The organism is Halolactibacillus miurensis (assembly GCF_900116255.1).
GTDB classification, from domain to species: Bacteria; Bacillota; Bacilli; order Bacillales; family Amphibacillaceae; genus Halolactibacillus; species Halolactibacillus miurensis.
The window spans coordinates 76,497-101,159 of the sequence record NZ_FPAI01000004.1 but is presented as its reverse complement, the minus strand read 5'-3'; the positions used below and the strand labels follow the sequence as shown (position 1 = coordinate 101,159).

The 24,663-nt window shown below is 38.4% G+C and carries 28 protein-coding genes; all 28 read right to left on the bottom strand.

Going from position 1 to position 24,663, the window contains the following annotated elements; all coding sequences use genetic code 11:
* Window positions 1-2,028 carry a chemotaxis protein CheA gene (locus BM390_RS04185; RefSeq protein ID WP_089853044.1) on the bottom strand — a complete coding sequence of 676 codons (2,028 nt, stop codon included), beginning with the start codon at window positions 2,026-2,028 and terminating at the stop codon, window positions 1-3.
* A gap of 16 nt (window positions 2,029-2,044) precedes the next feature.
* Window positions 2,045-3,130: a protein-glutamate methylesterase/protein-glutamine glutaminase gene (locus BM390_RS04180; RefSeq protein ID WP_062320052.1), complete on the bottom strand. Its 1,086-nt coding sequence runs from the start codon at window positions 3,128-3,130 to the stop codon at window positions 2,045-2,047.
* A 6-nt stretch (window positions 3,131-3,136) separates the two neighbouring features.
* Window positions 3,137-3,994 (bottom strand): MinD/ParA family protein, encoded by an 858-nt coding sequence (locus BM390_RS04175; RefSeq protein WP_089853043.1) that lies wholly within the window; start codon window positions 3,992-3,994, stop codon window positions 3,137-3,139.
* Window positions 3,987-5,165: a flagellar biosynthesis GTPase FlhF gene (gene flhF / locus BM390_RS04170; protein ID WP_062319953.1), complete on the bottom strand. Its 1,179-nt coding sequence runs from the start codon at window positions 5,163-5,165 to the stop codon at window positions 3,987-3,989. Before flhF ends, BM390_RS04175 begins: the two co-directional genes overlap by 8 nt.
* Window positions 5,162-7,195, bottom strand: coding sequence for a flagellar biosynthesis protein FlhA (flhA, locus tag BM390_RS04165; protein ID WP_062319952.1), 2,034 nt, complete (start codon window positions 7,193-7,195; stop codon window positions 5,162-5,164). The genes flhF and flhA overlap by 4 nt, the downstream gene beginning before the upstream one ends.
* Before the next feature lie 29 nt (window positions 7,196-7,224).
* Window positions 7,225-8,313, bottom strand: coding sequence for a flagellar biosynthesis protein FlhB (gene flhB / locus BM390_RS04160; protein WP_062319950.1), 1,089 nt, complete (start codon window positions 8,311-8,313; stop codon window positions 7,225-7,227).
* Window positions 8,314-8,317: 4 nt separating this feature from the next.
* Complete coding sequence (gene fliR, locus BM390_RS04155; RefSeq protein ID WP_089853040.1) at window positions 8,318-9,094, bottom strand: flagellar biosynthetic protein FliR; 777 nt, start codon at window positions 9,092-9,094, stop codon at window positions 8,318-8,320.
* A 2-nt stretch (window positions 9,095-9,096) separates the two neighbouring features.
* Entirely contained in the window at window positions 9,097-9,366 is a 270-nt protein-coding gene (gene fliQ / locus BM390_RS04150) for a flagellar biosynthesis protein FliQ (protein ID WP_062319947.1), read from the bottom strand.
* A gap of 14 nt (window positions 9,367-9,380) precedes the next feature.
* On the bottom strand, window positions 9,381-10,049 hold the full coding sequence (gene fliP, locus BM390_RS04145) for a flagellar type III secretion system pore protein FliP (RefSeq protein ID WP_062319945.1): 669 nt from the start codon (window positions 10,047-10,049) through the stop codon (window positions 9,381-9,383).
* A complete protein-coding gene (locus BM390_RS04140) occupies window positions 10,042-10,749 on the bottom strand; it encodes a flagellar biosynthetic protein FliO (protein ID WP_177220622.1) in 708 nt (235 codons plus the stop codon). The genes fliP and BM390_RS04140 overlap by 8 nt, the downstream gene beginning before the upstream one ends.
* Window positions 10,750-10,753: 4 nt before the next feature.
* Window positions 10,754-11,116: a response regulator gene (locus BM390_RS04135; RefSeq protein ID WP_089853036.1), complete on the bottom strand. Its 363-nt coding sequence runs from the start codon at window positions 11,114-11,116 to the stop codon at window positions 10,754-10,756.
* A gap of 29 nt (window positions 11,117-11,145) precedes the next feature.
* Window positions 11,146-12,342: a flagellar motor switch phosphatase FliY gene (gene fliY, locus BM390_RS04130; protein WP_089853033.1), complete on the bottom strand. Its 1,197-nt coding sequence runs from the start codon at window positions 12,340-12,342 to the stop codon at window positions 11,146-11,148.
* Window positions 12,332-13,333, bottom strand: a complete 1,002-nt coding sequence (fliM, locus tag BM390_RS04125; protein ID WP_089853030.1) for a flagellar motor switch protein FliM — start codon at window positions 13,331-13,333, stop codon at window positions 12,332-12,334. Before fliM ends, fliY begins: the two co-directional genes overlap by 11 nt.
* A 27-nt stretch (window positions 13,334-13,360) precedes the next feature.
* Window positions 13,361-13,777 carry a flagellar basal body-associated FliL family protein gene (locus BM390_RS04120; protein ID WP_089853028.1) on the bottom strand — a complete coding sequence of 139 codons (417 nt, stop codon included), beginning with the start codon at window positions 13,775-13,777 and terminating at the stop codon, window positions 13,361-13,363.
* Window positions 13,767-13,988 (bottom strand): flagellar FlbD family protein, encoded by a 222-nt coding sequence (locus BM390_RS04115; protein WP_089853025.1) that lies wholly within the window; start codon window positions 13,986-13,988, stop codon window positions 13,767-13,769. Before BM390_RS04115 ends, BM390_RS04120 begins: the two co-directional genes overlap by 11 nt.
* Window positions 13,989-14,032: 44 nt before the next feature.
* A complete protein-coding gene (gene flgG, locus BM390_RS04110; protein ID WP_062319937.1) occupies window positions 14,033-14,917 on the bottom strand; it encodes a flagellar basal body rod protein FlgG in 885 nt (294 codons plus the stop codon).
* A 71-nt stretch (window positions 14,918-14,988) separates the two neighbouring features.
* Window positions 14,989-15,360, bottom strand: coding sequence for a TIGR02530 family flagellar biosynthesis protein (locus BM390_RS04105; protein ID WP_062319935.1), 372 nt, complete (start codon window positions 15,358-15,360; stop codon window positions 14,989-14,991).
* A gap of 9 nt (window positions 15,361-15,369) precedes the next feature.
* Window positions 15,370-15,819, bottom strand: a complete 450-nt coding sequence (gene flgD / locus BM390_RS04100; protein ID WP_062319933.1) for a flagellar hook assembly protein FlgD — start codon at window positions 15,817-15,819, stop codon at window positions 15,370-15,372.
* Complete coding sequence (locus BM390_RS04095; protein ID WP_089853023.1) at window positions 15,816-17,075, bottom strand: flagellar hook-length control protein FliK; 1,260 nt, start codon at window positions 17,073-17,075, stop codon at window positions 15,816-15,818. Before BM390_RS04095 ends, flgD begins: the two co-directional genes overlap by 4 nt.
* Window positions 17,076-17,108: 33 nt before the next feature.
* Window positions 17,109-17,684: a MotE family protein gene (locus BM390_RS04090; protein WP_177220621.1), complete on the bottom strand. Its 576-nt coding sequence runs from the start codon at window positions 17,682-17,684 to the stop codon at window positions 17,109-17,111.
* 4 nt (window positions 17,685-17,688) lie between these two features.
* On the bottom strand, window positions 17,689-18,135 hold the full coding sequence (gene fliJ, locus BM390_RS04085; protein ID WP_062319925.1) for a flagellar export protein FliJ: 447 nt from the start codon (window positions 18,133-18,135) through the stop codon (window positions 17,689-17,691).
* Window positions 18,136-18,141: 6 nt separating this feature from the next.
* Window positions 18,142-19,449, bottom strand: coding sequence for a flagellar protein export ATPase FliI (gene fliI, locus BM390_RS04080; RefSeq protein WP_089853021.1), 1,308 nt, complete (start codon window positions 19,447-19,449; stop codon window positions 18,142-18,144).
* Window positions 19,439-20,227 (bottom strand): flagellar assembly protein FliH, encoded by a 789-nt coding sequence (fliH, locus tag BM390_RS04075; RefSeq protein WP_062319923.1) that lies wholly within the window; start codon window positions 20,225-20,227, stop codon window positions 19,439-19,441. The genes fliI and fliH overlap by 11 nt, the downstream gene beginning before the upstream one ends.
* Window positions 20,220-21,230 (bottom strand): flagellar motor switch protein FliG, encoded by a 1,011-nt coding sequence (fliG, locus tag BM390_RS04070; RefSeq protein ID WP_062319920.1) that lies wholly within the window; start codon window positions 21,228-21,230, stop codon window positions 20,220-20,222. Before fliG ends, fliH begins: the two co-directional genes overlap by 8 nt.
* Window positions 21,231-21,241: 11 nt before the next feature.
* Complete coding sequence (gene fliF, locus BM390_RS04065) at window positions 21,242-22,852, bottom strand: flagellar basal-body MS-ring/collar protein FliF (RefSeq protein ID WP_062319917.1); 1,611 nt, start codon at window positions 22,850-22,852, stop codon at window positions 21,242-21,244.
* A gap of 35 nt (window positions 22,853-22,887) precedes the next feature.
* Window positions 22,888-23,133 (bottom strand): flagellar hook-basal body complex protein FliE, encoded by a 246-nt coding sequence (gene fliE / locus BM390_RS04060; RefSeq protein WP_501037318.1) that lies wholly within the window; start codon window positions 23,131-23,133, stop codon window positions 22,888-22,890.
* Between the two features lie 72 nt (window positions 23,134-23,205).
* On the bottom strand, window positions 23,206-23,661 hold the full coding sequence (gene flgC, locus BM390_RS04055) for a flagellar basal body rod protein FlgC (protein WP_089853020.1): 456 nt from the start codon (window positions 23,659-23,661) through the stop codon (window positions 23,206-23,208).
* 2 nt (window positions 23,662-23,663) lie between these two features.
* Window positions 23,664-24,056, bottom strand: a complete 393-nt coding sequence (gene flgB, locus BM390_RS04050) for a flagellar basal body rod protein FlgB (RefSeq protein WP_062319912.1) — start codon at window positions 24,054-24,056, stop codon at window positions 23,664-23,666.
* Window positions 24,057-24,663: the final 607 nt, after the last annotated feature.

The window sequence follows — 24,663 nt, the reverse complement described above, 5'->3', positions numbered from 1 at the left end:
TTACTTAATTAATGCATCCGTATCAACAATTAGGGCTACTTGACCATCACCTAAGATGGTTGCACCAGAAATTGCAAAGACGTCTGTTAAATAGTTTCCTAATGATTTTAATACCACTTCTTGTTGACCAATAAAGGAATCAACAATAAGACCCGCCATCTTCTCACCTTGTCTAATAATGACAACAGAGTAAAAGTCATCTTCCTCTGTTTCACCAGGAACATTAAAGATATTTGACAATGATACAAGTGGCACAACGCGTCCTCTAAAGTCAATCACCGGCTGATGATGAGCTGAAAGGATATCCTTTTTATTAACAATAGCTGTTTCAATGATTGAAGATAATGGAATAGCATATTTTTCATTTTTAACTTCTGTTAACATGACAGAAATAATTGACAATGTTAAAGGTAGTTGAATAACAAAGGTTGATCCTTCATTGTATTTAGAGTCAATGGTAATATTACCACCGAGAGATTCAATCGTATTTTTTACAACATCTAACCCTACGCCTCGACCTGAAATATCTGAAATCGTATCAGCTGTTGAGAACCCTGAGGCCATAATAAGCTGGAATACTTGTTGATCAGAATAGCTCTTAGACTCTTCAAGTGTTAATACACCATTGGCAATCGCCTTTTTAAGAACTTTCTCACGATCAATCCCAGCCCCGTCGTCAGCAATTTCAATAAAGACGTGATTCCCACTATGATAAGCGTTTAATTTAAGCGTACCTTGAGTAGGTTTACCCTTGGTTTCCCGTTCACTTGGTGTTTCAATACCATGATCTAAGGCGTTACGGATTAAGTGCACAAGTGGATCACCAATCTCATCAATCACCGTTCGATCAAGTTCTGTCTCAGCACCATAGATTTGTAAGTCAATGTCTTTATTTAAGTCTTTAGCTAATTGACGCACCATACGTGGGAAACGATTAAAGACTTGATCCACAGGTACCATCCGCATTTTTAAGATAATGTTCTGCAAATCTCCAGAGATACGTGACATATGTTCCACAGTTTCTTGTAATTCATTATTTTTTAATGTCGTTGATATTTGCTCCAAGCGACCTCGGTCGATGACTAATTCTTCGAATAAATTCATCAAAGCATCCAAACGATCGATGTTCACACGAATCGTTTTACTAGAAAGTTGTGACTTTTTCTTCGCATTTGTATCGGTCGATGTTTGCTCTTGTTCGGCTGATTCCTGTTTAGATACTTCATCCGTATCAACTGATCTTTCCGCCGTAACATCACGATCATACGCTTGAATTTCTAGTTCTTTTACAACAACAGTATCAATCTCAGACACTTTGTTTATCTTAGCGGAAACATCTTCTGCTGAGTCTTTCGTAACTAAAACGACCGTAAAGCTATAATCAAACTTTTCTTCTTCAAGTTCTGGTACAGATGGCGACGATTTGATCACTTCTCCGAGTTTTTCGAGAATTTCAAATACCATATAGACACGTGCTGCTTTTAATAAAGTCGTCTCTTGTAAGGTGACAGTGACTTGATAATTGTTAAATCCACCTTCAGCTGATTGTTGTAAAACTGTTAGTTCGAATTCATCTAAAGAGACATCAGTATTAACCATCGCTTCGGTCGGTTCATTTGAAGCTGACGTTGTAACAGCTTCAACGTTCTCTCCGTTTTCCATCGCTTCTAATTGGTTCACAAGACTTTTTACGTTCTTTTTACCCTCACCACCATCGATGATATCTAAAACCATCGCTTCAAGTGCATCAACAGCCTTAAAGATGACATCTAACATCGCTTCATTAAGTGTCACTTTATGATTACGAATGGCATCTAACACATTCTCCATTTTGTGAGTTAAGTCAGCTAAATCTTGGTATCCCATTGTCGCTGACATACCTTTTAACGTATGAGCAGAACGGAAAATTTCATTAACGATTGAAACATCCTCTGGATTCTTTTCTAATGTTAACAGATGATCATTTAACGCTTGAATATGCTCTTTACTTTCTTCAATAAATACATCTAAATACTCATTCATCTCCATCACATTCACCTCTCACTTAAACTAATTTGACAATACGCTCACTAATCAGCGTTAAAGGTTCAACAAAATCAACTAATTTTGTTTTTTCCGCTGCTTGAGGCATACCGTAGACAACACATGTTTCCTTTGATTCTGAAATCGATTGAGTGAATGGATGCTGTTCTTTCATTTGTATTAACCCATTCGTACCATCGGATCCCATACCAGTCATAATCACACTTATTAGTTCAACACCTCTAAGTTCAGCTAATGACTCGAATAACACATCAACGGCCGGTTGGTGGCCATTTCTGTTCTCTTCTTTGGAAATACTGATGCGGAAGCCTTTACTAGATTTTTTTACTCGCATTTGGAACCCACCTGGGGCAATATAGACTACACCAGGGTGCAACATATCTCCGTCCTCGGCTTCTTTTACCGTCACTTTTGACAATTGATTGAGTCGGTCGGCTAAAGATTTTGTGAAACCCGCTGGCATGTGCTGTACAACAACAACCGGCGCGTTTAAATCTTCAGGTAATTGCGTGATGACTTGTTGCAAGGCACGTGGCCCACCTGTTGATGTACCAATACCGACAATTTTTTTAAATGCCTCTGGTTGGTCGCCGAGCGGTTTGGCTGGACGCATGTGGGTTCTTTCTGGTCTTGGCACGAGCTTTTTAATCGGTAAAGTTGGCATATCTCGCTTCAGTGTTTTTACTTCAACTTCAGCAGCTTCTAACACCTTACTTATTATTTCGTCTTCTATGTCTTGAATGTTTAGAGAAATAGACCCAGAAGGTTTTGGAATGAAATCAACAGCACCATATTCCATTGATTCTAAAGTCTTATCCGCTCCTTCTCGCGTAAGACTTGACAGCATAACGACAGGTCTTGGATCATTAGTCATTATTTCTTTTAAGGCTGTAATCCCGTCCATAACCGGCATTTCAATATCTAATGTAATGACATCTGGTTGATGTTGCTTAATCTTATCTAGCGCATCTTGACCATTTCTAGCCGTATCGATGACATGGATACGCGCATGGTCTGCTAAGATATTTGAAATCATTTTTCTCATGAAGGCGGAATCATCAACAACAAGCACGTTTACTTTTTTCATCATGATCTACCTCTCCTTGATTAACTTCTTTAATTTTGATATAAATCCTGACGTTTGCGTCGTTGGCTCTGCACCGGGATTGATTAAATAATGAGACATTAAGTCATGTATGTCTTTGGCAATCGTTGATTTTGGATCGGATAGGATAAAGGGTGTCTGTTTGGACACAGCTTTTGATACAATTTTATCATAAGATAGCTGTCCAAGTGACATGATATCTTTATTTAGAAATTGATATACCACCCGCTTCAAGCGTTCAATGGCCATCATACCTTCTTTTTTTGCTTGCACACGGTTCATAATTAAATAAAATGGCAGATCATTATTGCGGGCATGAACATGTTTAATCATGGCATAAGCATCCATCATAGCCGTCGGCTCTGGGGTTGTTACGACAAAACACTCATCGGCCGATAAAATATAAAACAAACTTTCCCTTGTCGCTCCTGCGCCCATATCGAAAAAGATATAATCGTACTGAGCAAGTACGCGATTAAACTGATCTAGAAAGAAATGTATTTTTTCTTCATTCATTTGAAAAATATCCGTCAAACCAGAACCAGCTGTAACGTAAGCGAGTCCTTGACTTGTCGTTTCAATCACCGTTTCAATATTTAAATGTTGTTGAAACATGTCAACGATGGAGTACTTACTTTGGAGTCCGAGTAAGATATCTATATTACCCATACCTATATCTAAATCAAAAATCATTACTTTTTTACCTCTATTAACAAGATCGATCGCTACGTTAAGTGTAATATTGGATTTTCCAACGCCACCTTTGCCACTGATAACGGCGATGGTTTTCGCTTCGTGTGCGCCTTTATTCATTTGTCTTCGTAATTGTTGTGCTTGATCATTCATGTTGTTGTGACCTCATAATGTGTGAAGATAAGTAACGTGGTGTCGCACGTTTAATGTCGTCTGGTACATCTTGTCCTGTCGTGACATAGCTGACACCTAGCGATGATTCCATCACTAAGTCAACGATGACACCTAGTGTATCTGTTTCATCCAGCTTCGTTAAGATAAACCCTTTTAAAGGAATCTTATCAAATTGATGATAGATCGCAAGGATATCTTTCGGCTTTGCTGTTAAACTTAACACTAAATATGTTTCAATATCTTTTGATAAATCAACAATTTGGCCTAACTCCCGAATATATTTTTCATCTTTAAAATTACGTCCTGCCGTATCAACAAACACACGGTCATATTCTTGGAACTTTAGCCGTGCTTTTTGGTAATCCTCCACGGTATAACAAACCTCAATCGGAATATCTAAGATTTTCGCATAAGTTTTTAGTTGTTCGATAGCCGCAATCCGGTAAGTATCTGTCGTAATCATGGCAACAGATAGCTTGTCTTCCATTAAACTCTTAGCGGCAAGCTTAGCGATGGTCGTTGTTTTACCAACACCGGTAGGGCCGACAAGGTGAATGAATTTTGTTTGAAAATTCATGACACCTGAGGCTGTTTCATAAAAATAGTTCGTCAGTCTTTCTTTCACTTGATTTTTTATATCATCATACACGAGGGTTTGCTCATCGTTTTTATCCATTACTGCTTGAATGAGCCTCTCTGCCTGTGATTTGGATATGTCTTCTGCTAATAATTCTTGATAAACCATATCATAACTAGCAGGAAATTGACTTTTTTGATCCGTTGATTCTTCCATCCATTTCCTTAGTGAACGAAGTTCTTCAAGCACGATTTGTTGCTCTTTTTCCGCCTTCGTTTCGTTTGTAATAAAAGATTGAAGGGAGGCTTTTTTTTGATTCCCTTGCTGGTCAGCTATTTGGTACGGTTGCGCTTGTGAAACAGGTCTTTGAGGTGATGGCTTTTTTATCGGTGATGGCTTCTGTTGTGGGTCAACAGCTGCGACCACCTCAATATTCTTCTTTTTAAATAAACCTAAAAACCCACCTGTTTCGACTGTTTTACTGTTTAAAATAACCGCATCCGGTCCGAGTTCTTTTCTCACTTGTTGCATCGCCTCAGGCATTGATTTTGCGATATACTTTTTTAACTTCACGTCATGTTCACCACCCCTACACTTTGGACATCTAAGTTCGGTTCCAATTCATTATACGATAACACCACAACATGAGGGAAGAACCGATCCAACAGTTGTTTCATATACATACGAATGGTCGGTGAGCACAAAATAATCGGGTACTCTTCATGAAGAGAAATCTTCTCAATTTGATTTTTCACCGCATGGATTATACGCTGTTGTTTATCGGGGTCTAACGCTAAATAATTACCATGCTCCGTTTGTTGAACGTGTTCAGCCATCGTTTGTTCTACTTCACCAGCCACGGTTATAACTTTCAGTTCTGATTTACCTTGCGAGTATTGCTTCGTAATTTGTGATGCGAGCGACTGTCTCGCATACTCACCAAGTAATTCCGTATCGTTTGTCATCTTCCCAAAATCAGCTAACGTTTCAAAAATAACCGGAAGATTTCGAATCGAGACTTGCTCGCGTAATAGTTTGGCTAATACTTTTTGCACGTCCCCTACAGATAAGACGTCTGGCGTGACCTCATCGACTAAGATAGGATACGATTCCTTCAAATGATCAATCAGTTGTTTTGTTTCTTGACGTCCGAGTAATTGATGCGCATGTTTTTTAATGACCTCGGTAATATGCGTTGCCACAACAGATGGCGGATCGACCACAGTATAGCCATTGAGCTCAGCATCATCTTTTAGTTCTTCTGTGATCCATTTCGCTGGAAGACCAAAGGCTGGTTCCGTTGTTTGAATACCTTCTAAATCATCACCATCTAAACCACCAGTCATGGCCAAGAAGTGATCCAACAATAATTCACCTGCTGCTACTTCATTACCCTTTATTTTTAGTGAATAAGCATTCGGCTGTAGTTGAATGTTGTCTCTAATTCTTACTACTGGAATGACTAAACCAAGTTCAATCGCCAGTTGTCGTCTGATCATCACGATGCGGTCCATTAAGTCACCGCCTTGACTCGCGTCAACCAGAGGAATGAGAGCATATCCGAATTCAAATTCAATCGGATCCATACTGATTAAGTCGACCACATTTTCTTGAGAACGCATATCTTCTGTTGTTTCTTCTTCTTCGACTTCTGCCTCATCGACAAACGCTTCCGTTTTGGGACGTTCTAGTAAGTAGCCACCTCCAATCAGAATCAAAGCGATGATCGTCGTTAATACTGAATTAATCGGAGTAAATCCAAATAGAAAGATGGTTCCACCTGCTACATATAATAGTTTAGGATATTGTAGTAATTGCCCGGTAACATCGGTACTTAAGTTACCTTCAGATACCGCACGGGTCACGATAATACCTGTTGCTGTTGAAATCAGAAGCGCAGGTATTTGACTGACAAGCCCATCCCCAACTGTTAACTGCATGTAGGTTGATAAGGCTTCATTGAAGCTCATCCCTTCTTGCAACATACCGATAATTAAACCAAAAATGATATTGATCATGACGATAATAATACCGGCAATGGCGTCTCCTTTGACGAATTTACTCGCACCATCCATGGCCCCGTAAAAGTCAGCTTCGCGTTCGATTTTTTCACGACGCTGTTTCGCTTGTTGTTCATTGATCAGTCCTGCGTTTAAATCTGCATCAATACTCATCTGCTTACCAGGCATCGCATCTAACGTAAAACGCGCACCCACTTCTGAAACACGCTCTGAACCTTTTGTAATAACTAAAAACTGAATAATGATTAAAATGACGAACACAACAAAACCAACAAGCGGATTGCCACCAATAACAAACGTTCCAAATGTTTCAACCACATTACCCGCTGAACCTGTACCTAAAATAGATCGTGTCGTTGAAACATTAAGACCTAACCGAAATAGGGTCAGTAATAGTAAGAGCGATGGCAAAATCGAGAACTCTAATGGTTCTGATGTGTTCATCGCAACTAAAATGACAATGAGGGAAAGTGAAATATTCGTCAATATTAAAATACTTAAAAGTATATCTGGTAGTGGAATAATTAACATCACGATAATCGTGATGACAAATAACACAACGGTAAAATCTCTTGCTCGCATAAATGTTTACTCTCCTTACCCTCAGAAAACTAAGCTTTTTTCTCTAAACGATAGACATAGGCAAGTATTTCAGCCACTGCCTGATAATACGATTCATCAATATCTTGACCAATCTCAACGTCCCGGTATAGGGCGCGTGCTAATGGACGATTTTCGATAATCGTCACCTCATGGTGCGTCGCAATTTCTCTCATCTTAAGGGCGACATAATCGACCCCTTTTGCCACAACGAAAGGTGCTTGGTGGGACCCATTACTTTCATCATATTTAATCGCCACCGCATAATGTGTAGGGTTAGTAATAATGACGTCAGCCTCAGGTACCTCACTCATCATACGACTCATCGCCATCTGACGTTGTCGCTCTTTAATTTTTGATTTGATTAGCGGGTCGCCTTCAATATTTTTATATTCATCTTTAATGTCTTGTTTAGACATACGAATATTTTTTTCATAATCATATCGTTGGTATATATAATCTAATACACCAATAATAAATAAACTAATCGCGCCAGCAATACCGATAAAAATAGTCGTCTCACCAAAAAAGGCAAGGGCGGTATCTAAATCTTTAAAGGCTAACATAAAAACGTCATCTTTTCTCATCCATACAACCGTCACCGTCACAGCCGCCACAAAACTAATTTTAAGTAATGACTTGACCAGTTCAACTAAAGCACGGGGAGAAAATAAGCGTTTAAATCCTGAAATCGGATCAATTTTATCTAACTTAAAGGCAAGTGGTTCTGTCGTAAATAAAAAGCCAATCTGCGCTAAATTACTCGCTACACCGCTTATGAGTGCGACACCTAATACAGGTGCAATCGTTAAGCCGATATAACCTAGTACTTCGACAATAATTAATTGAATGGAATCAAAGGTTAACGTCCACTGCGTATATTCTGAAAATACTTTCGTTAATAGATTCGTTAATCGCATCTTCCAAAATGAACCGAGCAACATAAAGGTTAAAAAAATCATAAATAGCGCCACAGCCGTATTGATATCTTGGCTTTTAGCGACTTGTCCCTTTTTTCTTGTGTCTTCTCGTTTTTTTGGTGTTGCTTTTTCTGTTTTTTCACCAGAGAAAAATTGGAGATTCAGTTGTAAATAAGTCATGTAATTAACCTCCAAGAATACGCATAAGCACTTGCATCATTTCAATAACATAATGTACGAGACGCTTCACTAAATCAATATAAGCGATCATAAACAAACTTAGGACAAAAAGTGCCACGCCAATCTTAAGCGGAATGCCGACGACGAATACATTTAATTGGGGTACTGTACGAGCGATAATGCCTAACGTCACATCAACTAAAAATAACGTGCCCACAATGGGAATCGCCATCTGAAAGGCAATTAAAAAGAGTTGATTAAAGATATTAACGGCCGTCACTAACAATTGATCTTGCCCTAAATCAATGAGTTGGTCCACTTGGATGACATCAAAGCTATGGATTGCTCCTTGAATCAGGAGATGATGACCATCGACGGCAAGGAGAAACATTAACGCAATGATATATAAATATTGACCAATAACAGGTCCTTGCGCACCTGTTTGTGGGTCGATGACATTTGCGATCGCAAAGCCCATTTGAAAATCAATAAAGTTACCTGCAATTTGAATAGCGGACATAATAATATAAGCGACAAAGCCAATAATTAAACCGATAATGACTTCTTTTATAAGCAAGAAAACAAAGGTTAAATCTAAATCAATAATCGGTAACTCCATGGTAAACATCATCATCATGCTCACAAAAGCAGCAAAACCGATTTTAAATTGCGTGGGAATATTGCGATAAGAAAAAATCGGTAACGTCACAAAAAATCCTGCAAGTCGACCAAAAACAAGTAAAAAAACCGTCACCCAATCGAGTTCAATAACAGCTAGCATCGTTATCTAATAACCGTAGTAAGATTCTGAAAAATCTCCGTAGTAAATTGCACCACTTGCGTGAGCATCCACGGACCGAAAATAACTAAGCCGAATAAAACAGCGACAATCTTTGGGATAAAGGCTAAGGTTTGCTCTTGGATTTGTGTTGTTGCTTGAAATATGCTGACGAGTAGACCGACGACAAGTGCTAAAATAAGCAGGGGGCCTGCCACCATTAATACGGTCGTAATGCCACGTTCAGCTAATGAAATAACAAATTCTCCACTCATACTTTCGCCTCTTTCTAATTAAAACTCGATAATAATGCTTCTGATATTAAATACCACCCATCCACTAAGACAAATAAAAGCACTTTAAACGGCAATGAAATCATAACTGGTGGCAGCATCATCATCCCCATCGACATTAAGACACTGGCAACGGTCATGTCAATGACAAGAAACGGAATGAAAATCATAAAACCCATTGTAAAAGCAGTTTTTAATTCACTAATCGCAAATGCCGGGACTAAAGCTGTCAGTGGAATGTCTTCGATTGTTTCAATTTCAGGTGCTTCAATATAGTTTAAAAATAAAGCTAAATCCCGTTCACGGGTATGATCTGCCATAAACATCTTAATGGGTGTACTCGCTCGTTCATACGCTTCCTCTATGTTGATTTCTTCGTCTAATAATGGCGTTAAGGCTTGTTCATTAATCTCTGAAAAAGTTGGCGCCATAATAAAGAAAGTCATAAATAAGGCAAGGCCAACCAATAATTGATTAGGTGGCATCTGTTGAGTTGCGAGTGAGGTACGTGTAAAAGACAACACGATAATAATTCTTGTAAAGCTGGTCATTAAGATTAGTATACCAGGAGCTAGTGAAAATACCGTTAGTAGCAGTAGTAACTGAACAGAGGTCGCTACATTTTCCGGATCACTTGAACTAAATATATCAATAAATTCATTCATAGCGATCATGCCCCTTAATATCTTCTCTTATCTTTGACTGTTTATTTTTCATCTGTTTTAATTCACCTTCGAATAACGCCGAAAAGGATGCTTTATTTGTGTGATCGGAAGATGTTATATCATTGTTTTTAAATTGTTTTTGTTGCTGTAAAGATTGCGTAACTTTTGAAAAAAGGTCAGCACCTGGTGCCTCTTTGTTACTTAACAGTTGATCAATAAACGCTTGATCTGTTACTTCTGTTAATAATTCAACCGTATCACCTACACCAAGTAGATACACAGTGGAACCAACTTTTACAAGTTGTACCGACTTGTTCATACCAACAGAAATTCCTCCAAGGTTTTCAAGGTTTTTTAATTGCCCCTGTTTTGACGTGAATTTATTCATCAGTTTAAGTAAGACGTAAATAAGCACAACGACAAGTGCTAATGCTAATAGAAATCGAATGACTAAGCCCCAAAAACTAAGCGTGTCATCATTATCTTCAAATAAAGATGGCGTCGTTTCCGCTGGTGTTTCTGCTTGATCGTTCAGAACCTGATTGTTGCCATCATCTGATTCCGATTGGTTTGTTTCTGATTCATCTGTGGAAGATTGGCGATAAGCATCAAGTACGGATCCATTATCGTCTTCAGCGAGGACAGTATGCGGAAACAAACAAATAAACATAATAAAACAAAGGCTAATCCAACGTTTCATCATATTATCCTAATGCTTTATTGATGGCCTCTAACACACGGTCAGCTTGAAATGGCTTAACAATAAAGTCTTTCGCTCCCGCCTGAATAGCATCGATTACCATTGCTTGTTGTCCCATTGCTGAGCACATAATAACAGTCGCATTTGGATTGTGTGCTTTAATTTCTTTTAATGCTTGAATCCCGTCTTTTTCTGGCATGGTAATATCCATTGTCACAAGGTCTGGTGTTAGTTCAGTATATTTTTCTACAGCAACTTGTCCATTTTCAGCTTCCCCTACGACATCAAAGCCATTTTTAGATAAAATATCTTTAATCATCATTCTCATAAATGCTGCATCGTCTACGATTAATACTGTATTTGCCATGGTTGTTTCCTCCTAAAATGTCTCCATTATTATCTTAGTTTTTTTAGTCGATCACTTTGACTAATAATTTCTGTTACTCTCACACCAAAGTTCTCATCAATAACGACAACTTCACCTTGTGCAATAAGCTTATTGTTTACATGAATATCAACCGGTTCACCGGCGAGTTTATCAAGTTCTAAAATAGAGCCTGTCGATAAATCTAAAATGTCTTTAACTGCTCGTTTCGTGCGACCGAGTTCTACTGTCACTTGTAGCGGAATATCTAACAGCATATCTAAATTGCGCTTTTCATGTTCCGGCAATTGGATCGGTTCAAACGCTTGGAAACTTGCTTGTTCGATGTTTTGTTGATTCGCCATCGGTTCACCCATATTTCTAGGCTGACGTGGTGGCTGTTGATACATTTGTTGTTGCGGCGCCTGATTCATATTCACTTGCGTTTGTGTCTGTTGTTGTGGCTCTTGCGATACCTGATTAGGAGCCTCTTGCACTGGTGGCGCGACTTGTTTTGGTTCTTCTTTTGGACCATTTAACAACTCATCAACCATTGCTTTCGCAAAAGATGGCGGTAATAACTGCATGATTTTCGAATCAATCAATGACCCAATCTTTAACTGGAATGAAACTTTAATGATAAATTCATCATCCGGAATATATTTATCACTTTCCTCTGTCCCCACTTCTAACATCACCGTTTGAGGGGGAGAAATGTCAATGCGTTTTGAGAACATCGTTGACATGCTCGTGGCGGCTGTTCCCATCATTTGATTCATTGCTTCCTGGACGGCACTCATATGGATTTCATTAAGTTCAGTTTCACTATTAGACCCATCACCACCTAGCATTAAGTCTGCAATAATTGACGCATCACTTGATTTTAAGACGAATAAATTATCCCCTTCAAAACCTTCTGTGTACTCGACTTCAACACCGACATGAGGATGCGGAAATTCTTGTTCTAACTGATTACGTTTAACAATTGAGATCTCTGGTGTCGTTATATCTACTTTTTGATTTAATAATGTCGCAAGTGTCGTTGCTGAACTACCAAAAGAGATATTACCAATTTCACCTAATGCATCTATTTCAATATCTGAGAGAATATTTGCGGTATTTTCTAGTGTCTCATTTGTCACGTCGTTTGTTTCTGTTTCTTCTTCATCTGATGTTCCGTTTAGTAGAGCATCAATCTCGTCTTGTGATAACATACCATCACTCATCATCGGAAGACCCTCCTTTAATTTCATCAATCACCTGCACAGCGACGTTATTTTTTTGGCTACCAGGCTGAACATAAAACAATGGTTCCTCACTTGACTGCATGATTAAAGGCTCTTCAATCGATTGATTTAACTTCAATACATCGCCCTTACCTAATTCAAGTAAATCATCAATGGTAATACGTGTTTCACCTAATACCACACTGAGTTCAAGCACCGTTGATGAAATGTTTTTTGTTAATTTCTCATACTCACCAGGTTTCCGTTCTTTTTGGGCTTCATTCTGCATCCAATAATGAACAGATAACCGCGGGATAATCGGCTCCAAGACCACATGTGGGATACAAATATTAATCATCCCGCTCGTCTCACCTATCGTCGTATTTAATGACACAACAATTACCGTTTCATTTGGTGATACAAGCTGTAAGAATTGGGGGTTCACTTCAAACTCTTCAAGCATGGGATCGATATCAATCACACTCGCCCACGCTTCTTGTAAGTTGTCTAGTGACTTTTCAAATAGATTTGACATAATGGTAGATTCAATCTCCGTCAAGTTCTCTATTTTATTTAAGCTTGTTCCCCGACCACCTAAAATTCTGTCCAACATCGCATAGGCAACGTTTGGATTAATTTCGAAAATGATTCGGCCCTCGAGAGGCTCCATACTGAAAATATTTAAGACCGTCATTGTTGGAATGGATCGAATAAATTCTTCATATGGAATTTGATCAACTGAAGCGACAGAAATATGCACATAGTTTCGTAACTGTGCTGAAAAATAAGTCGTCAACATACGGGCATAATTTTCATGGATTCTCGATAAACTTCGCACTTGATCTTTTGAAAACCTCAGCGCGCGTTTAAAGTCATAACTTTTTACTTTCTTTTCTTTCTCTTCTTCTTTTAATTGATTGGCATCCATTTCCCCTGAGGATAGTGCGGATAGTAAAGCATCTATCTCATTTTGGGATAAAACCTCATCTGCCATAAACTCACCTCCGGTTCGGAGTCGTCATTACTGAACAATCTTATTAATAAGATAGATGTCCGTAACTTCCCCTTCTTCCATTAACACATTGACTTCATCTTTTAATCGATTTTCAAATCCAGATAAATCACTTTGTAAGGCACTGGACTCCAAATCTACTGTTTGTTTAATTAAAATATTTTTAAACTGAAACATGCGTTTTTCTACTTCCTCTTTAGCATCTTCATTATTCGTAATGATATTAAATTGAAGTTGTGCATAACGATTATCAGCTAAATCAATATTGATTGATTCTGTCGTGTATGAATACTGGATTTGTTCATCAATCGTCAACTCGCGATTAGGATCATCTTGATTCATCAGTATGTAAATAATCGCCGCCATACCTAAAATAGAAACTAAAACGAGGCCGATGATAATATTTTTAAATACTTTACTTGCCATTTGTTTCACCTACCTGCTGATGCCAAGGAAACATGCCGATATTTTTATAGAAGGTTTGTGATAATTGACTTACCTCGGCTTCAGTTTCTCTAACAAAATATTTCTTACCATTCACAAGCGTAATCGTCGTATCCGGTAAAGCCTCAACCTTTTCAATATACATCGCATTTAATGTAAACGTACTTCCTTTAAAATTGGTCAATGTAATCATAATTTAAGTTGGGAGTAAGCCTTAAAAAGGCTTACTCCTACCTCCTATCGTTTTAGATTGACAAGTTCTTGTAAGATCTCATCAGACGTTGTAATAATACGTGTATTCGCCTGGAAACCACGTTGAGCGGTGATCATATCTGTGAACTCCTGTGCTAAATCTACATTAGACATTTCTAATGCACCAGAAACAATAGCCGCTGTTCCATCTGATTCCGGCACAATTAAATCCGGATAACCTTCGACATCATTACTCACCATGCCATCATTGACAGAAGACCGATACATGTTGCCACCAATCTTTTCTAATCCCCCTGGATTAGAAAACTTAGCCAGAAGTATTTGGCCAGCTACTTGAGTTTGACCTTCTCCATCAATATAGTTCACCGTCCCATTACCCTGAATACTAAAACTCGCCGCGTTTTCTGGAATACGAATAATACCAGCGTTTCCTCCAGCTGGATTATCACCTACGAGATATTGTCCATTTGCATTGACGATATAGCCGTTTTGATCTAAGTACATATTTCCCGCTCGTGAATACTCTAAATTAACATCGGTAATATCAATGGCGGTATTTAAGGTAGCTGAATCCTCAGGTGCATCGACATTTGATGCAAATATAAACATCCCATCACCTTCAAGAGCTAAGTCTAATACACGATTTGTCGTTTGACGATTACCTTGGGTATGGATGTTATCAATAGATCCCATTTGCGATCCCAGTCCTACTTGAATCGCATTAATCCCCCCACGAACATTGGTTGGTTCTGATGCTCCTGAGGTTGTTTGACTCATCATATCTTGGAAAGTTGTCCGCGCTTTTTTATAGCCTGTTGTATTTACGTTTGCGATATTGTTACCTACGACATCGAGTTGTGTTTGAAATCCACGCATACCTGCGATACCTGAGTACATTGATCTTAACATCTAAGTTCCTCCTTCTTGTATCTACATCAATCAGTCAGTAGATACACATGCCTCCCAATCTGGGTCCAGCATTAATCAATTATGATAGTTCCATTTATATTAGTGAAAATTTTCTCTGTTGCTTCTTCTCGGTTCATCATCGTAATGACCGTTTGATTTTTGGCACTGACTACTAGTGCCGCTTCATCGGTTAACACAAGTGAATCTGTAATACCTTTAGCCTTTGCTTTTTCAACTTGTTCGGCTATTGAATGCCACTTTGATTCATTCATAACAATGTTGCGCTCAACCATACGTTGTTCTGCATGTTTTGTTAACGTAAGTGTCGATTGTTTTTGTTCAAGGATCGATTGAAACGCCTGCACAGGTTTCTGTGTCGATGTTTTCGGTTTGGATGAGGGCAACATGGCCTGTTTAGGTAGTGGATGAATATTAATCCCCATAAGACCCTCCTATTCTGATGTGTTTTGTGTCGATATTCTTAACACTTCATCGGTATAAATTTTTTGATTATTTTCAAGTTCAATCACCGCAAATCCTTCTTTTTCAGAAATGGCTTTCACTTGACTTGTGATAATCTCTTTTGGTTCAATGATTTCACCAGATTCTTCATCCAGTTTATAATAACTCACTTCTTTTCCTATCATATGGCTATATTGAATAACCGGTGATACCGTTTGATTGTGAACCAATTGTTGAATAGAATTATTCATATTCATCATTTGTTCAAGTGAAGAGAAGGTCGTCATTTGTGCGATGAATTCTTTATCATCCATGGGATCAAGTGGATCTTGATTTCTAATTTGTGCCATTAATAGTTGTAAAAACTCTTCTTTACCCAGGTCACTACTTGGTTCTCGTTTTGGTTGATTGCTTAAGTAATACGAAGAATCTATTTTCACTGGTAAACTCCTTCCTGACTGAGTATCTCACTAAAACTTAATTCGGCTTCCTCGTCTTCTTCAATATAAATGATGGGTTCCTCTTGATTACTTGCTTGTTCATCTTGTTCTTGATAATCCAGTAATTCAGATGCATGTGCGATACCCGCTTGCTCTTCTTGTTCCACGATCACTTGATGTGGCGAGAACATGTGACGCAATTCTTTCATATTCGCTTCTAACGCTTCTTTTGCCATTTCTGACGTAGCTATCAGTTTAACAAACATTTCACCATCAATCTCCATCATCTCAACGGTAATCTGACCTAAGTTGTTCGGGTTTAGTTGAAGCTTAATCTGTTGCTGGCCTAAGAGATTTTTGCCAACTTGCATCTTTTGTAAGACAGCTTCAAATTGATCCATCAACTCTTGATTTAACGTTTGTTGATTAGTTGAGGCTGATTGACTTAAATGAATCGTTAATTGTTCTAAAGGCTGGGTACCTTTTGATGTGGCAAAAGCTTCTCCAAATGTCGATTGTGACTTACCAGATTGACGATCGAGTGCTTGAGCTAACCATTTCGTTATGTCATCGGTCGTGACTTTACCATGAGTGACATATCCCTTTTCACTTAATGCCATGCGCGATTGGAATTTAGCTAGCATATCTTTTAATAGTGTTTGATTTTCTTCTGTTAAAAGTTTACTAGATAACACTTGCTTCATATCGTTAGGTAAACCAGTGAACTGATCAAGTAGCTTGAGCCAATCTTTACTTGATAATTGATCCGTATTTAATTCCTTCAACATAGGCAGTATTTGTTCTAACACAGGCTGTAATTGAATTAAGGTACTCAATTGCCACATATCTTCTTGACTAAGATTGTCTATGTCTATATTGAGTGTCTCCATAAGTGATTCTGTCTCAAGACCTAGCACCTCTAGTTTTTCTAGTAAAGATGTGATATCTTTTTCACTTAAATCCGCCGCATCTTTTAACATTGATAATAAGGATGACACAGAAAAACCAGCATCTATATTTAGATCTTGCATCATTGATTCTAAAGACATCGTATCATTTGTATGAGATAGATTATTAACAATCATTCGAATGTTCGACGATGCGTCATTAGTAGAATCAATCATATTTAGACTCGATTGGTCCAACGTCTTTTTAAAGGCTTGTGCATCTCTATTGTTGATGGAATTACCTAAATGACTTGCAGGTTTAGACGCTAAAATAGCCGGTTGATTAAATAACATGTCCATCGTATTCATTATTTCACCCCCTTTCAATAGAAGCTCGTCATGTTACTGATATAACAATTCTGTTAATTCAGCAGCTTTTTCTGCTTCCATAAATGAAAGAATCTCACTACGTTCTTCTGATGGTACGCCTTTTAAAATATCAACCGCAATTGTTGTCGACGTTTCAGAAAGAATACGCGCAGCACTCTCAGGTTCCATATCTGAATAAGTCGATACCATGTCTTCTATCCGTGCTTGTTGCTCATTTTGACTGACGATTTCTGATTGATATTCGGCTAATTGATTATTTAAATCGACAATATCTTGTTCAAGTGCTTCAATTTCGTCATCTTTTTCTGATGACTCCATCATTAAACGATTAATTTGTGATTGATAATCACCAATTTGAGCTAAATATTCTGCTTCCATCGCATCGATATTTGATTCTTCTTCTGTCGTAATCAACTTTTCAATCCCAGGCACACGATTGAGAAAGATTTTAGTATTTTTGACTGGCTCCATGCCTAAAAGTGACAAAACAATATAAATAATCGTGACAGATAATACGAGCGGAATAATAGCTAAAAGTAAATAACTTAGCCAACTTTTTTTCTTTTTTTCTTTTTGTTTCTTCGCCATATTTTCACCGATCCCCATGATTATAATATTGTCTGATGGATGCCTCATCTAACATTTTACTTTCCGTCTCTTTTTCTTTCGTTTTAATCAGTTCCCACTTGTGATCAATAATTTTTTCATACTTCTTCACTTCAACATGTTGATCTGTTAATAATAATCGCTTGCCTTCCATAATGGACCGTTTCTCATTAACCGTTGTTTCAACGTGTCGTATCCGCTTTTTTAATTGCTGCAAGTATGTATGATGGGTCATTAATGACGTCACTGAACCTGACGTATGAAGCGCTTGTTGATATTTATCTTCAATCGTCTCTTTTTGTTTTAGTAATTGATATAACTCTTCAGCAACCGTTTCAAATTCACTAACGGCTGATGTGTACTCTAGCTGGGCTTCGTTTTTTAAATTTTCTTGGTGATGTAATATTTTTTCGAATGCTTGGATATTGGTCATCTGATTTTACCCTCCATATAGTAAGGATTCCACCTGATCAAAAGCCACATCTCGATGACAATTATCTTCAATACCTTGTTTTAAGAACGTGATAATTTTCGGATGCAGTTGAATAGCTCGGTCGACTTGTGGATTAGAGCCGCGCTTATAAGCACCGATTTGAATGAGCTCATAGTTTTCTTCATAGCTCGCTAGGTAACTACGTAATTCATTCGCAAGTTTTTGTTCTTTTTCGGTTGTAATTTGTGGCATCACCCGACTGATAGATTTTAAAACGTTTAAGGCTGGATATTGTCCACGTTCAGCTAATTTTCGATCTAAGACAAAGTGACCGTCTAAAATACCTCGCGTTGTATCAGCGATTGGATCATTTAAGTCATCACCATCAACGAGCACAGTATAAAAAGCTGTAATGGTCCCTAAGTCACTCGTTCCTGTTCGCTCTAACAACTTCGGTAATATCGCAAAAACAGAAGGTGGATAACCTTTCGTTGTTGGTGGTTCGCCAGTTGCTAAGCCTACTTCCCGTTGCGCCATCGCGACACGGGTGACGGAGTCCATCATGAGATTGACATTATAACCACGATCTCTAAAATATTCAGCAATAGACGTGGCGGTATAAGCACCTTTAATCCGCATCAAAGCGGGTTGATCGGATGTGGCAACGATAACGACTGATTTTTTTAATCCTTCTGGACCTAAGTCCTTTTCTATAAACTCTCTCACTTCACGCCCACGTTCGCCAATAAGTGCAATGACGTTAATGTCAGCCTCACTATTTCGGGCAATCATACCAAGTAACGTACTTTTACCGACACCACTTCCCGCAAAAATACCGACGCGTTGTCCTTTTCCAACTGTAAGCAACGTATCAATCGTTTTAACGCCAATCTCAATAGGTTCTAAGATACGTGGACGTTTTAACGGATTAGGCGGTGATTGTTCTGTATTCATCGTCAGTAGTCCTAGCGGGAGTTCTGAACCATCTAAAGGTAAGCCAACAGCATTGATCACTTTACCGACGAGTCTTTGTCCCACTTTAACCGTTAAAGGTTTACGCGTCGCTTCAACTAAACTACCTGGCCCTATATCGTTTATCTCAGTGTATGGCATTAACACCACAACATCATCATGAAAACCAACGACCTCTGCCATGATTTTGTCATACTTTGATGTATGAATGTAACACACTTCCCCCATTTTCACTTCAGGTCCTGTTGATTCAATCATCAAACCAACCACACGTTTGACCTTGCCAAAATGGGTATAAGTCTCAGTAGCATCGATAGTATCAACAAGTTGATTAATATCCACGTTGCATCTCCTCCATCGTTTCCGTTAATGCCTCATGAATTTTTTCTAATTGTCGATCAACACTCACATCTAACTGGCCACTAGGTGTCTCAATGACACAACCACCTGTTGGCAACTTATCGTCAGGTAAAACAGATAACATAACGCCGCGAGTTAACACGCGAGATAGTTCATCTGTTTGAGAATGGATCAAATCAAAATCATGAATGCTCACTCGAATACGGATAATTGTTTGATCGTGATACGCTTTAATAGCTTCTTTTACGATTGGTAAGAGTGCGTCTTTTGACATCACTGAATCAAATACGACTTTTTTCGCCACGAACATAGACAGTTCTACTATATCGGTATGGGCTTTATCAATGATGATTTCTCGTTCTTGTTCCGCTTGATGAATAATTTCATTGGCTTTTTCAATACGTGATGAAAAGTCCGACATCGCTTGTGCCTCACCCGCTTCATAACCAGCTTGATAGCCGTCATTCTGAGCCGATTCAATCAACGCTTCCTTTTCAGCTTCCCAGTTAGTTTTAGCTTGTTCGATGTCTTGTTGCGCCTGTTGTTTCTCTTGTTCTATTTGTTGTTGTACGTTTACTAGCGCTTGGTTCAACTGTGCTACTTCATCGTTTAAATGTGCTTTTTGTTGTTCTAATTGTTCAATTTCTGAGAGCGACTCATCTTCTTCGATTATGTGATTAGCAGAGGCTGTATCTTCGACTTTAAACTGAATCGGTTTCAATTTAATTTCGCGAGGTTTAAGCGGTTTAAAATCAGACAATGATATCATCTCCTCCACCACGTGCAATCACAATCTCACCCACTTCTTCTAGTCGACGAATCGATGCAACAATACGCGTCTGGGCTTCCTCTACATCTTTTAGACGAACAGGTCCCATAAATTCCATTTCTTCTTTAAATGTTTCCGCCATACGTGAAGACATGTTACTAAAGACGACTTCTTGCACTTCTTCACTAGCGACCTTCAGCGCAAGACGTAAGTCATCATTCTCAACTTCTCGAATGACACGTTGAATGGCTCGGTTATCAAGCGTAACAATATCTTCAAAGACAAACATCCGCTTTTTGATTTCTTCAGCCAGTTCAGGATCTTGAATTTCTAGCGCATCGAGAATTGTCCGCTCAGTCGAACGATCGACCCCGTTCAACACTTCGACAACTGCCTGTATACCACCCGTTTGGGTATAATCTTGTGTTACCGTTGATGAGAGTTTCTGTTCTAAAATACGTTCCACCTCATAAATGATTTCGGGTGAGGTTGAATCCATTAGTGCAATACGCTTTGCGATATCCGCTTGCATCTCTTGCGGTAACTCAGAGAGAATCTGACCGGCTTGTTCATTATCCAAGTACGATAAAACAAGTGCAATCGTTTGCGGATGTTCCCCTTGAATAAAGTTTAGAATTTGATTCGGATCCGTTTTGCGCGCGAAATCAAACGGCTTTACTTGTAGCGAAGACGTTAGTCGACTAATGACGGCTTGTGCTTGTTCCGCTCCTATCGCTTTTTCTAATACCGTTTTAGCGTAAGCTATACCACCTTGTGCAATATAATCTTGCGCGAGAGCAATTTGGTGGAATTGCTCTAGGACGTCTTCTTTTTGATTATTATCAACTTTTTTCACTCCTGATATTTCAAGTGTGAGTTTTTCAATTTCTTCTTCTGTTAAATGTTTATAGACTTGAGCAGACACATCTGGTCCAAGTGAGATAAGAAGGATTGCTGCTTTTTGTCTACCTGTTAACTCTTGTTGTTTTGCCATTTAGACTCCCCCTAATCCTCAGAAATCCAGCTGCGGAGTAATTTCGCAAAATCATCCGGTTTCTCAGTCGCCATTTTCTCTAATTGCTTACGTTTAATAGAGCTTTCAGTATCTTCTGGCTCTTCAATCTCCGGTATTTCTGTCGTTCTTGTTTCTTCAGACATGTACATGCCTTCTCCTGTAACGGTCGTTTGTTTAGGCTTTCTTATAATTAAGATGACAATAACTCCTATAAGCGCTAATAATACGACACCAATCGCCACATAAGCCCACATAGGCAAGTTAAAGCCTCCTTCATTTGTCTCTCTTGAAATACCGTTAAACGTTTGGAAAACGATGGATGTTTTTTCTGCAGGGTTTATATCCGTGATATTACCATCAATAGATGTCGTAATAATTGAATCGAGGATGGATTGAACGCTTGCTTGTACCTGTTGTTGTTCCTCTACAGTTAACAGTTCAAAATTTCCTTCTTCATCCGTCGTTGCTTTTGTATTATCAACAGCGACTTGAATACCTAAATCTCTCAAACGATAAGGACTTTCGCTAATTTCGCGTTGAATACGATTGAATTCATAATTGATGGTATCTTGCTCTAGCTCATATTCACCAACACCACTTCCATCACCAACAGGATATTCAGTTACATCCTCTTCACCTGTACCAGCAGCTGCCTCGTCAAGCGCACCTTCGCCTTCATACGATTCACGAATCGTCTCTAAGCTAACCGGAATACCTTCCATTGCTTCTTCGTCAACGGGTTCAACGAGCTGTTCAACCCGATTTTCTTGCGTGAAATCTAAGTCAGCCGTCACCGTTGCGATGACTTTTTCTGGTCCAATCATGACGGATAACATTTGTTGCACGCGCTGTTGCAAGTCACGCTCAATTTCTTTTTTGATCGATTGTTGTTGCGCAAACACATCTGACGTAGAATTAATATTATCATTATCTAAGTTATAATAATTAAAGTATTGATCCATTATGACGATATTATCAGTAGTAAGTTTCGGAACAGCTTTTTCAACGAGATGATAAAGCGCCCTTACTTGTTCGTTATTAAATTGATGCCCCGGCTCAAGGCTCAAATTAATAGCAACGGATGTTGAGTCTGTCTGTTCCGTAATAAAGACGGATTCTTCCGGAAGGTTAATCATCACATTTGCTTGGTCAATGCCTGAAAACCCTGACAATAAATTCCCTAACTCAGATTGCATCGCATCGAGTTTAATCATATCGAACTCATTATCTGTCACACCCCATGACGTGTTCGCACTAAAGAACCCATAGTCAATTTGACCAGAGTCCGGAATACCTTGGGCTGCGAGTTCGACGAGCAAACCTTCCGCTTGTCCTTCTGGGACATAAATCGTGGTTCCACCATGACGCACTTCATGTTCAATCCCGCGTGTATCGAGTTCGACTTTCACTTGTCCTGCCTCTTCTTGCGATAAGTCTGAATACAGCTGAACCATTGGGGTACGTGAAAAGAAGATGGTTCCGCCAATAACGATAATCAAAAACAAGATAACTGATGAAATCATCAATCCCTTTTGTTTAGTTGAACGTTGACGCCAGAAGTTTTCAATTGTTTCTTTAAGTTGTTGTAATTTCTCTTTCATTCTGCGCCTCCATACCAATAAAAATCACTTATAAATTAAAGTTGCATTCGCATCATTTCATTATAAGCGGTAATAACTTTACTCTGAACTTCAACAGCTAAATTCAGCCCGACTGAAGCTTTTTGAGCTGTAATCATCACATCATGAAGGTCATCAATTTGTCCGTTCACGAGTTGTTCTGTCTTAGCCTGTGAATCTAGTTGTAACTGATTCACATCATTTAAAGCATCTGTCAGCACATTTTTAAATGAGGCACTGTTGGCCTTCGGTTCAGTTGTCATGTCCGTTTTCATTGTTGGAGGAGTCATAGGTTGGATGAAATTTGTTTGAATCGTCATAGTTTACCTCCTTAATTACTTACCAATTTCTAATGCTTTCATTAACATGCCTTTTGTCGCGTTAAGCGCCGTCACGTTTGCTTCATAAGAGCGCGTGGCACTCATTAAGTCTACCATTTCTTGTAGTGGATCGACATTGGGCATTTGTACATAACCAGCCTCATCTGCATCTGGATGATTTGGATTATAAACAGTAACAAACGGGGCATCATCTTCTGTGATACTTGCTACTTTCACACCATTCACACTCTTATTCTCATCACTTTTTATCCGGGAAAATTGATCCCTAAAACTTGGTGAGTCTGTCTGAAAGTTCACGATTTTACGGCGATATGGTTCAAACTCTCCGTCTTCATTCATTCTCGCCCTCGTTGAGTCAGCATTAGCAATATTTGCAGAAACGGTGTCCATTCTTAGTCTCTGGGCGGTAAGTGCTGAACTACTTATATTCATACCATTAAATACTGACATCCTTAACTTCCTCCTCTAATAACCGACTGTAAGCTATTAAATTGTCCATTCATTCGATCAATCAAGGCATTGTAATAAATCTGATTTGTAGCCAAATTCGACATTTCCTTATCGACATCGACATTATTCCCATTATGGTTATACGATGTGCTGTTGTTCGTTGTCACATTAAATTGACTGTTTACTTCATTAAAGTTGAAATGTTTGTCATGTGTTCTTTTTGTTTGCATGTTAGCTGTTAATTCATTGTTTAATATTGATTTAAATGCTACTTCTCTTGCTTTGTAATTCGCCGTATCTACATTTGCGATATTATTAGCAATTGTTTTGTTATTGAGCGCGGCATAATCTAAACCGTGTTGCAGCGAATCAAAAGTTCGACTAAAAAACGTCATTCTAATTCTCTCCTTATAGTTACATAGATAGTAATCTCTTGTCATTGTAGATGAAAAGATTGGGATTGTCTATGTTTGATAGCGATTCCAGAACAAGGGCATAGAACGCATTTTTACCTATCTAAAAAAATGTATTTAAGTCCATATAACCATTGCGTTTTTATTTTTTTCTCATGTGTTTTTAATCTGAATTTCATCACGTTTTAATCTTACTTTTTATGGATTTGTTTTAGTATTTTTTAGTATTATTCCACCTAAACATTAGCATGAAATTCCTTATTATAGCAACGCGATTTACACCGTCTTAACACATGGGTATATTATATCATTTTTATTTCTCATTAGCATTATTTTTCTTCAAAAGGCTAAATCCTAAGAAAAATAGTCAATATCAGGATTTGTAATTTACTATTTGTTCCTCCCATTCTTATATTTGTTACGGCTGGATGAGTGAATGAGTTTAATCTCCTATATCTTTAGACTGAAATTTTATTAAGTTGAGTATAAGACGGCGACAGTTCGACGTTTATGCTACCAATAAAATACCTCAAACTAAAAAGTCAACATCGATACGTGAGATCGATGTTGACTTTTAATGACATACTTT

Coding starts and splice junctions, on each gene's coding strand:
- flgC (WP_089853020.1), bottom strand. CDS start 23,661: ATGTCAGTATTTAATGGTATGAATATAAGTAGTTCAGCACTTACCGCC.
- BM390_RS04115 (WP_089853025.1), bottom strand. CDS start 13,988: ATGATTACATTGACCAATTTTAAAGGAAGTACGTTTACATTAAATGCG.
- fliG (WP_062319920.1), bottom strand. CDS start 21,230: ATGGCAAAACAACAAGAGTTAACAGGTAGACAAAAAGCAGCAATCCTT.
- fliF (WP_062319917.1), bottom strand. CDS start 22,852: ATGAAAGAGAAATTACAACAACTTAAAGAAACAATTGAAAACTTCTGG.
- fliY (WP_089853033.1), bottom strand. CDS start 12,342: ATGATGAGTGATGGTATGTTATCACAAGACGAGATTGATGCTCTACTA.
- fliE (WP_501037318.1), bottom strand. CDS start 23,133: ATGACAACTGAACCGAAGGCCAACAGTGCCTCATTTAAAAATGTGCTG.
- BM390_RS04090 (WP_177220621.1), bottom strand. CDS start 17,684: ATGGCGAAGAAACAAAAAGAAAAAAAGAAAAAAAGTTGGCTAAGTTAT.
- BM390_RS04120 (WP_089853028.1), bottom strand. CDS start 13,777: ATGGCAAGTAAAGTATTTAAAAATATTATCATCGGCCTCGTTTTAGTT.
- fliR (WP_089853040.1), bottom strand. CDS start 9,094: ATGCTAGCTGTTATTGAACTCGATTGGGTGACGGTTTTTTTACTTGTT.
- BM390_RS04105 (WP_062319935.1), bottom strand. CDS start 15,360: ATGGGGATTAATATTCATCCACTACCTAAACAGGCCATGTTGCCCTCA.
- fliP (WP_062319945.1), bottom strand. CDS start 10,049: ATGAATGAATTTATTGATATATTTAGTTCAAGTGATCCGGAAAATGTA.
- BM390_RS04140 (WP_177220622.1), bottom strand. CDS start 10,749: ATGAAACGTTGGATTAGCCTTTGTTTTATTATGTTTATTTGTTTGTTT.
- flgB (WP_062319912.1), bottom strand. CDS start 24,056: ATGACGTTTTTTAGTCGAACTTTTGATTCGCTGCAACACGGTTTAGAT.
- fliJ (WP_062319925.1), bottom strand. CDS start 18,135: ATGACCAATATCCAAGCATTCGAAAAAATATTACATCACCAAGAAAAT.
- fliM (WP_089853030.1), bottom strand. CDS start 13,333: ATGGCAGATGAGGTTTTATCCCAAAATGAGATAGATGCTTTACTATCC.
- BM390_RS04135 (WP_089853036.1), bottom strand. CDS start 11,116: ATGGCAAATACAGTATTAATCGTAGACGATGCAGCATTTATGAGAATG.
- flhB (WP_062319950.1), bottom strand. CDS start 8,313: ATGACTTATTTACAACTGAATCTCCAATTTTTCTCTGGTGAAAAAACA.
- BM390_RS04180 (WP_062320052.1), bottom strand. CDS start 3,130: ATGAAAAAAGTAAACGTGCTTGTTGTTGATGATTCCGCCTTCATGAGA.
- flhA (WP_062319952.1), bottom strand. CDS start 7,195: ATGCGAGCAAGAGATTTTACCGTTGTGTTATTTGTCATCACGATTATC.
- BM390_RS04095 (WP_089853023.1), bottom strand. CDS start 17,075: ATGAATACGATGGACATGTTATTTAATCAACCGGCTATTTTAGCGTCT.
- flgG (WP_062319937.1), bottom strand. CDS start 14,917: ATGTTAAGATCAATGTACTCAGGTATCGCAGGTATGCGTGGATTTCAA.
- fliQ (WP_062319947.1), bottom strand. CDS start 9,366: ATGAGTGGAGAATTTGTTATTTCATTAGCTGAACGTGGCATTACGACC.
- BM390_RS04175 (WP_089853043.1), bottom strand. CDS start 3,994: ATGAATGATCAAGCACAACAATTACGAAGACAAATGAATAAAGGCGCA.
- BM390_RS04185 (WP_089853044.1), bottom strand. CDS start 2,028: ATGGAGATGAATGAGTATTTAGATGTATTTATTGAAGAAAGTAAAGAG.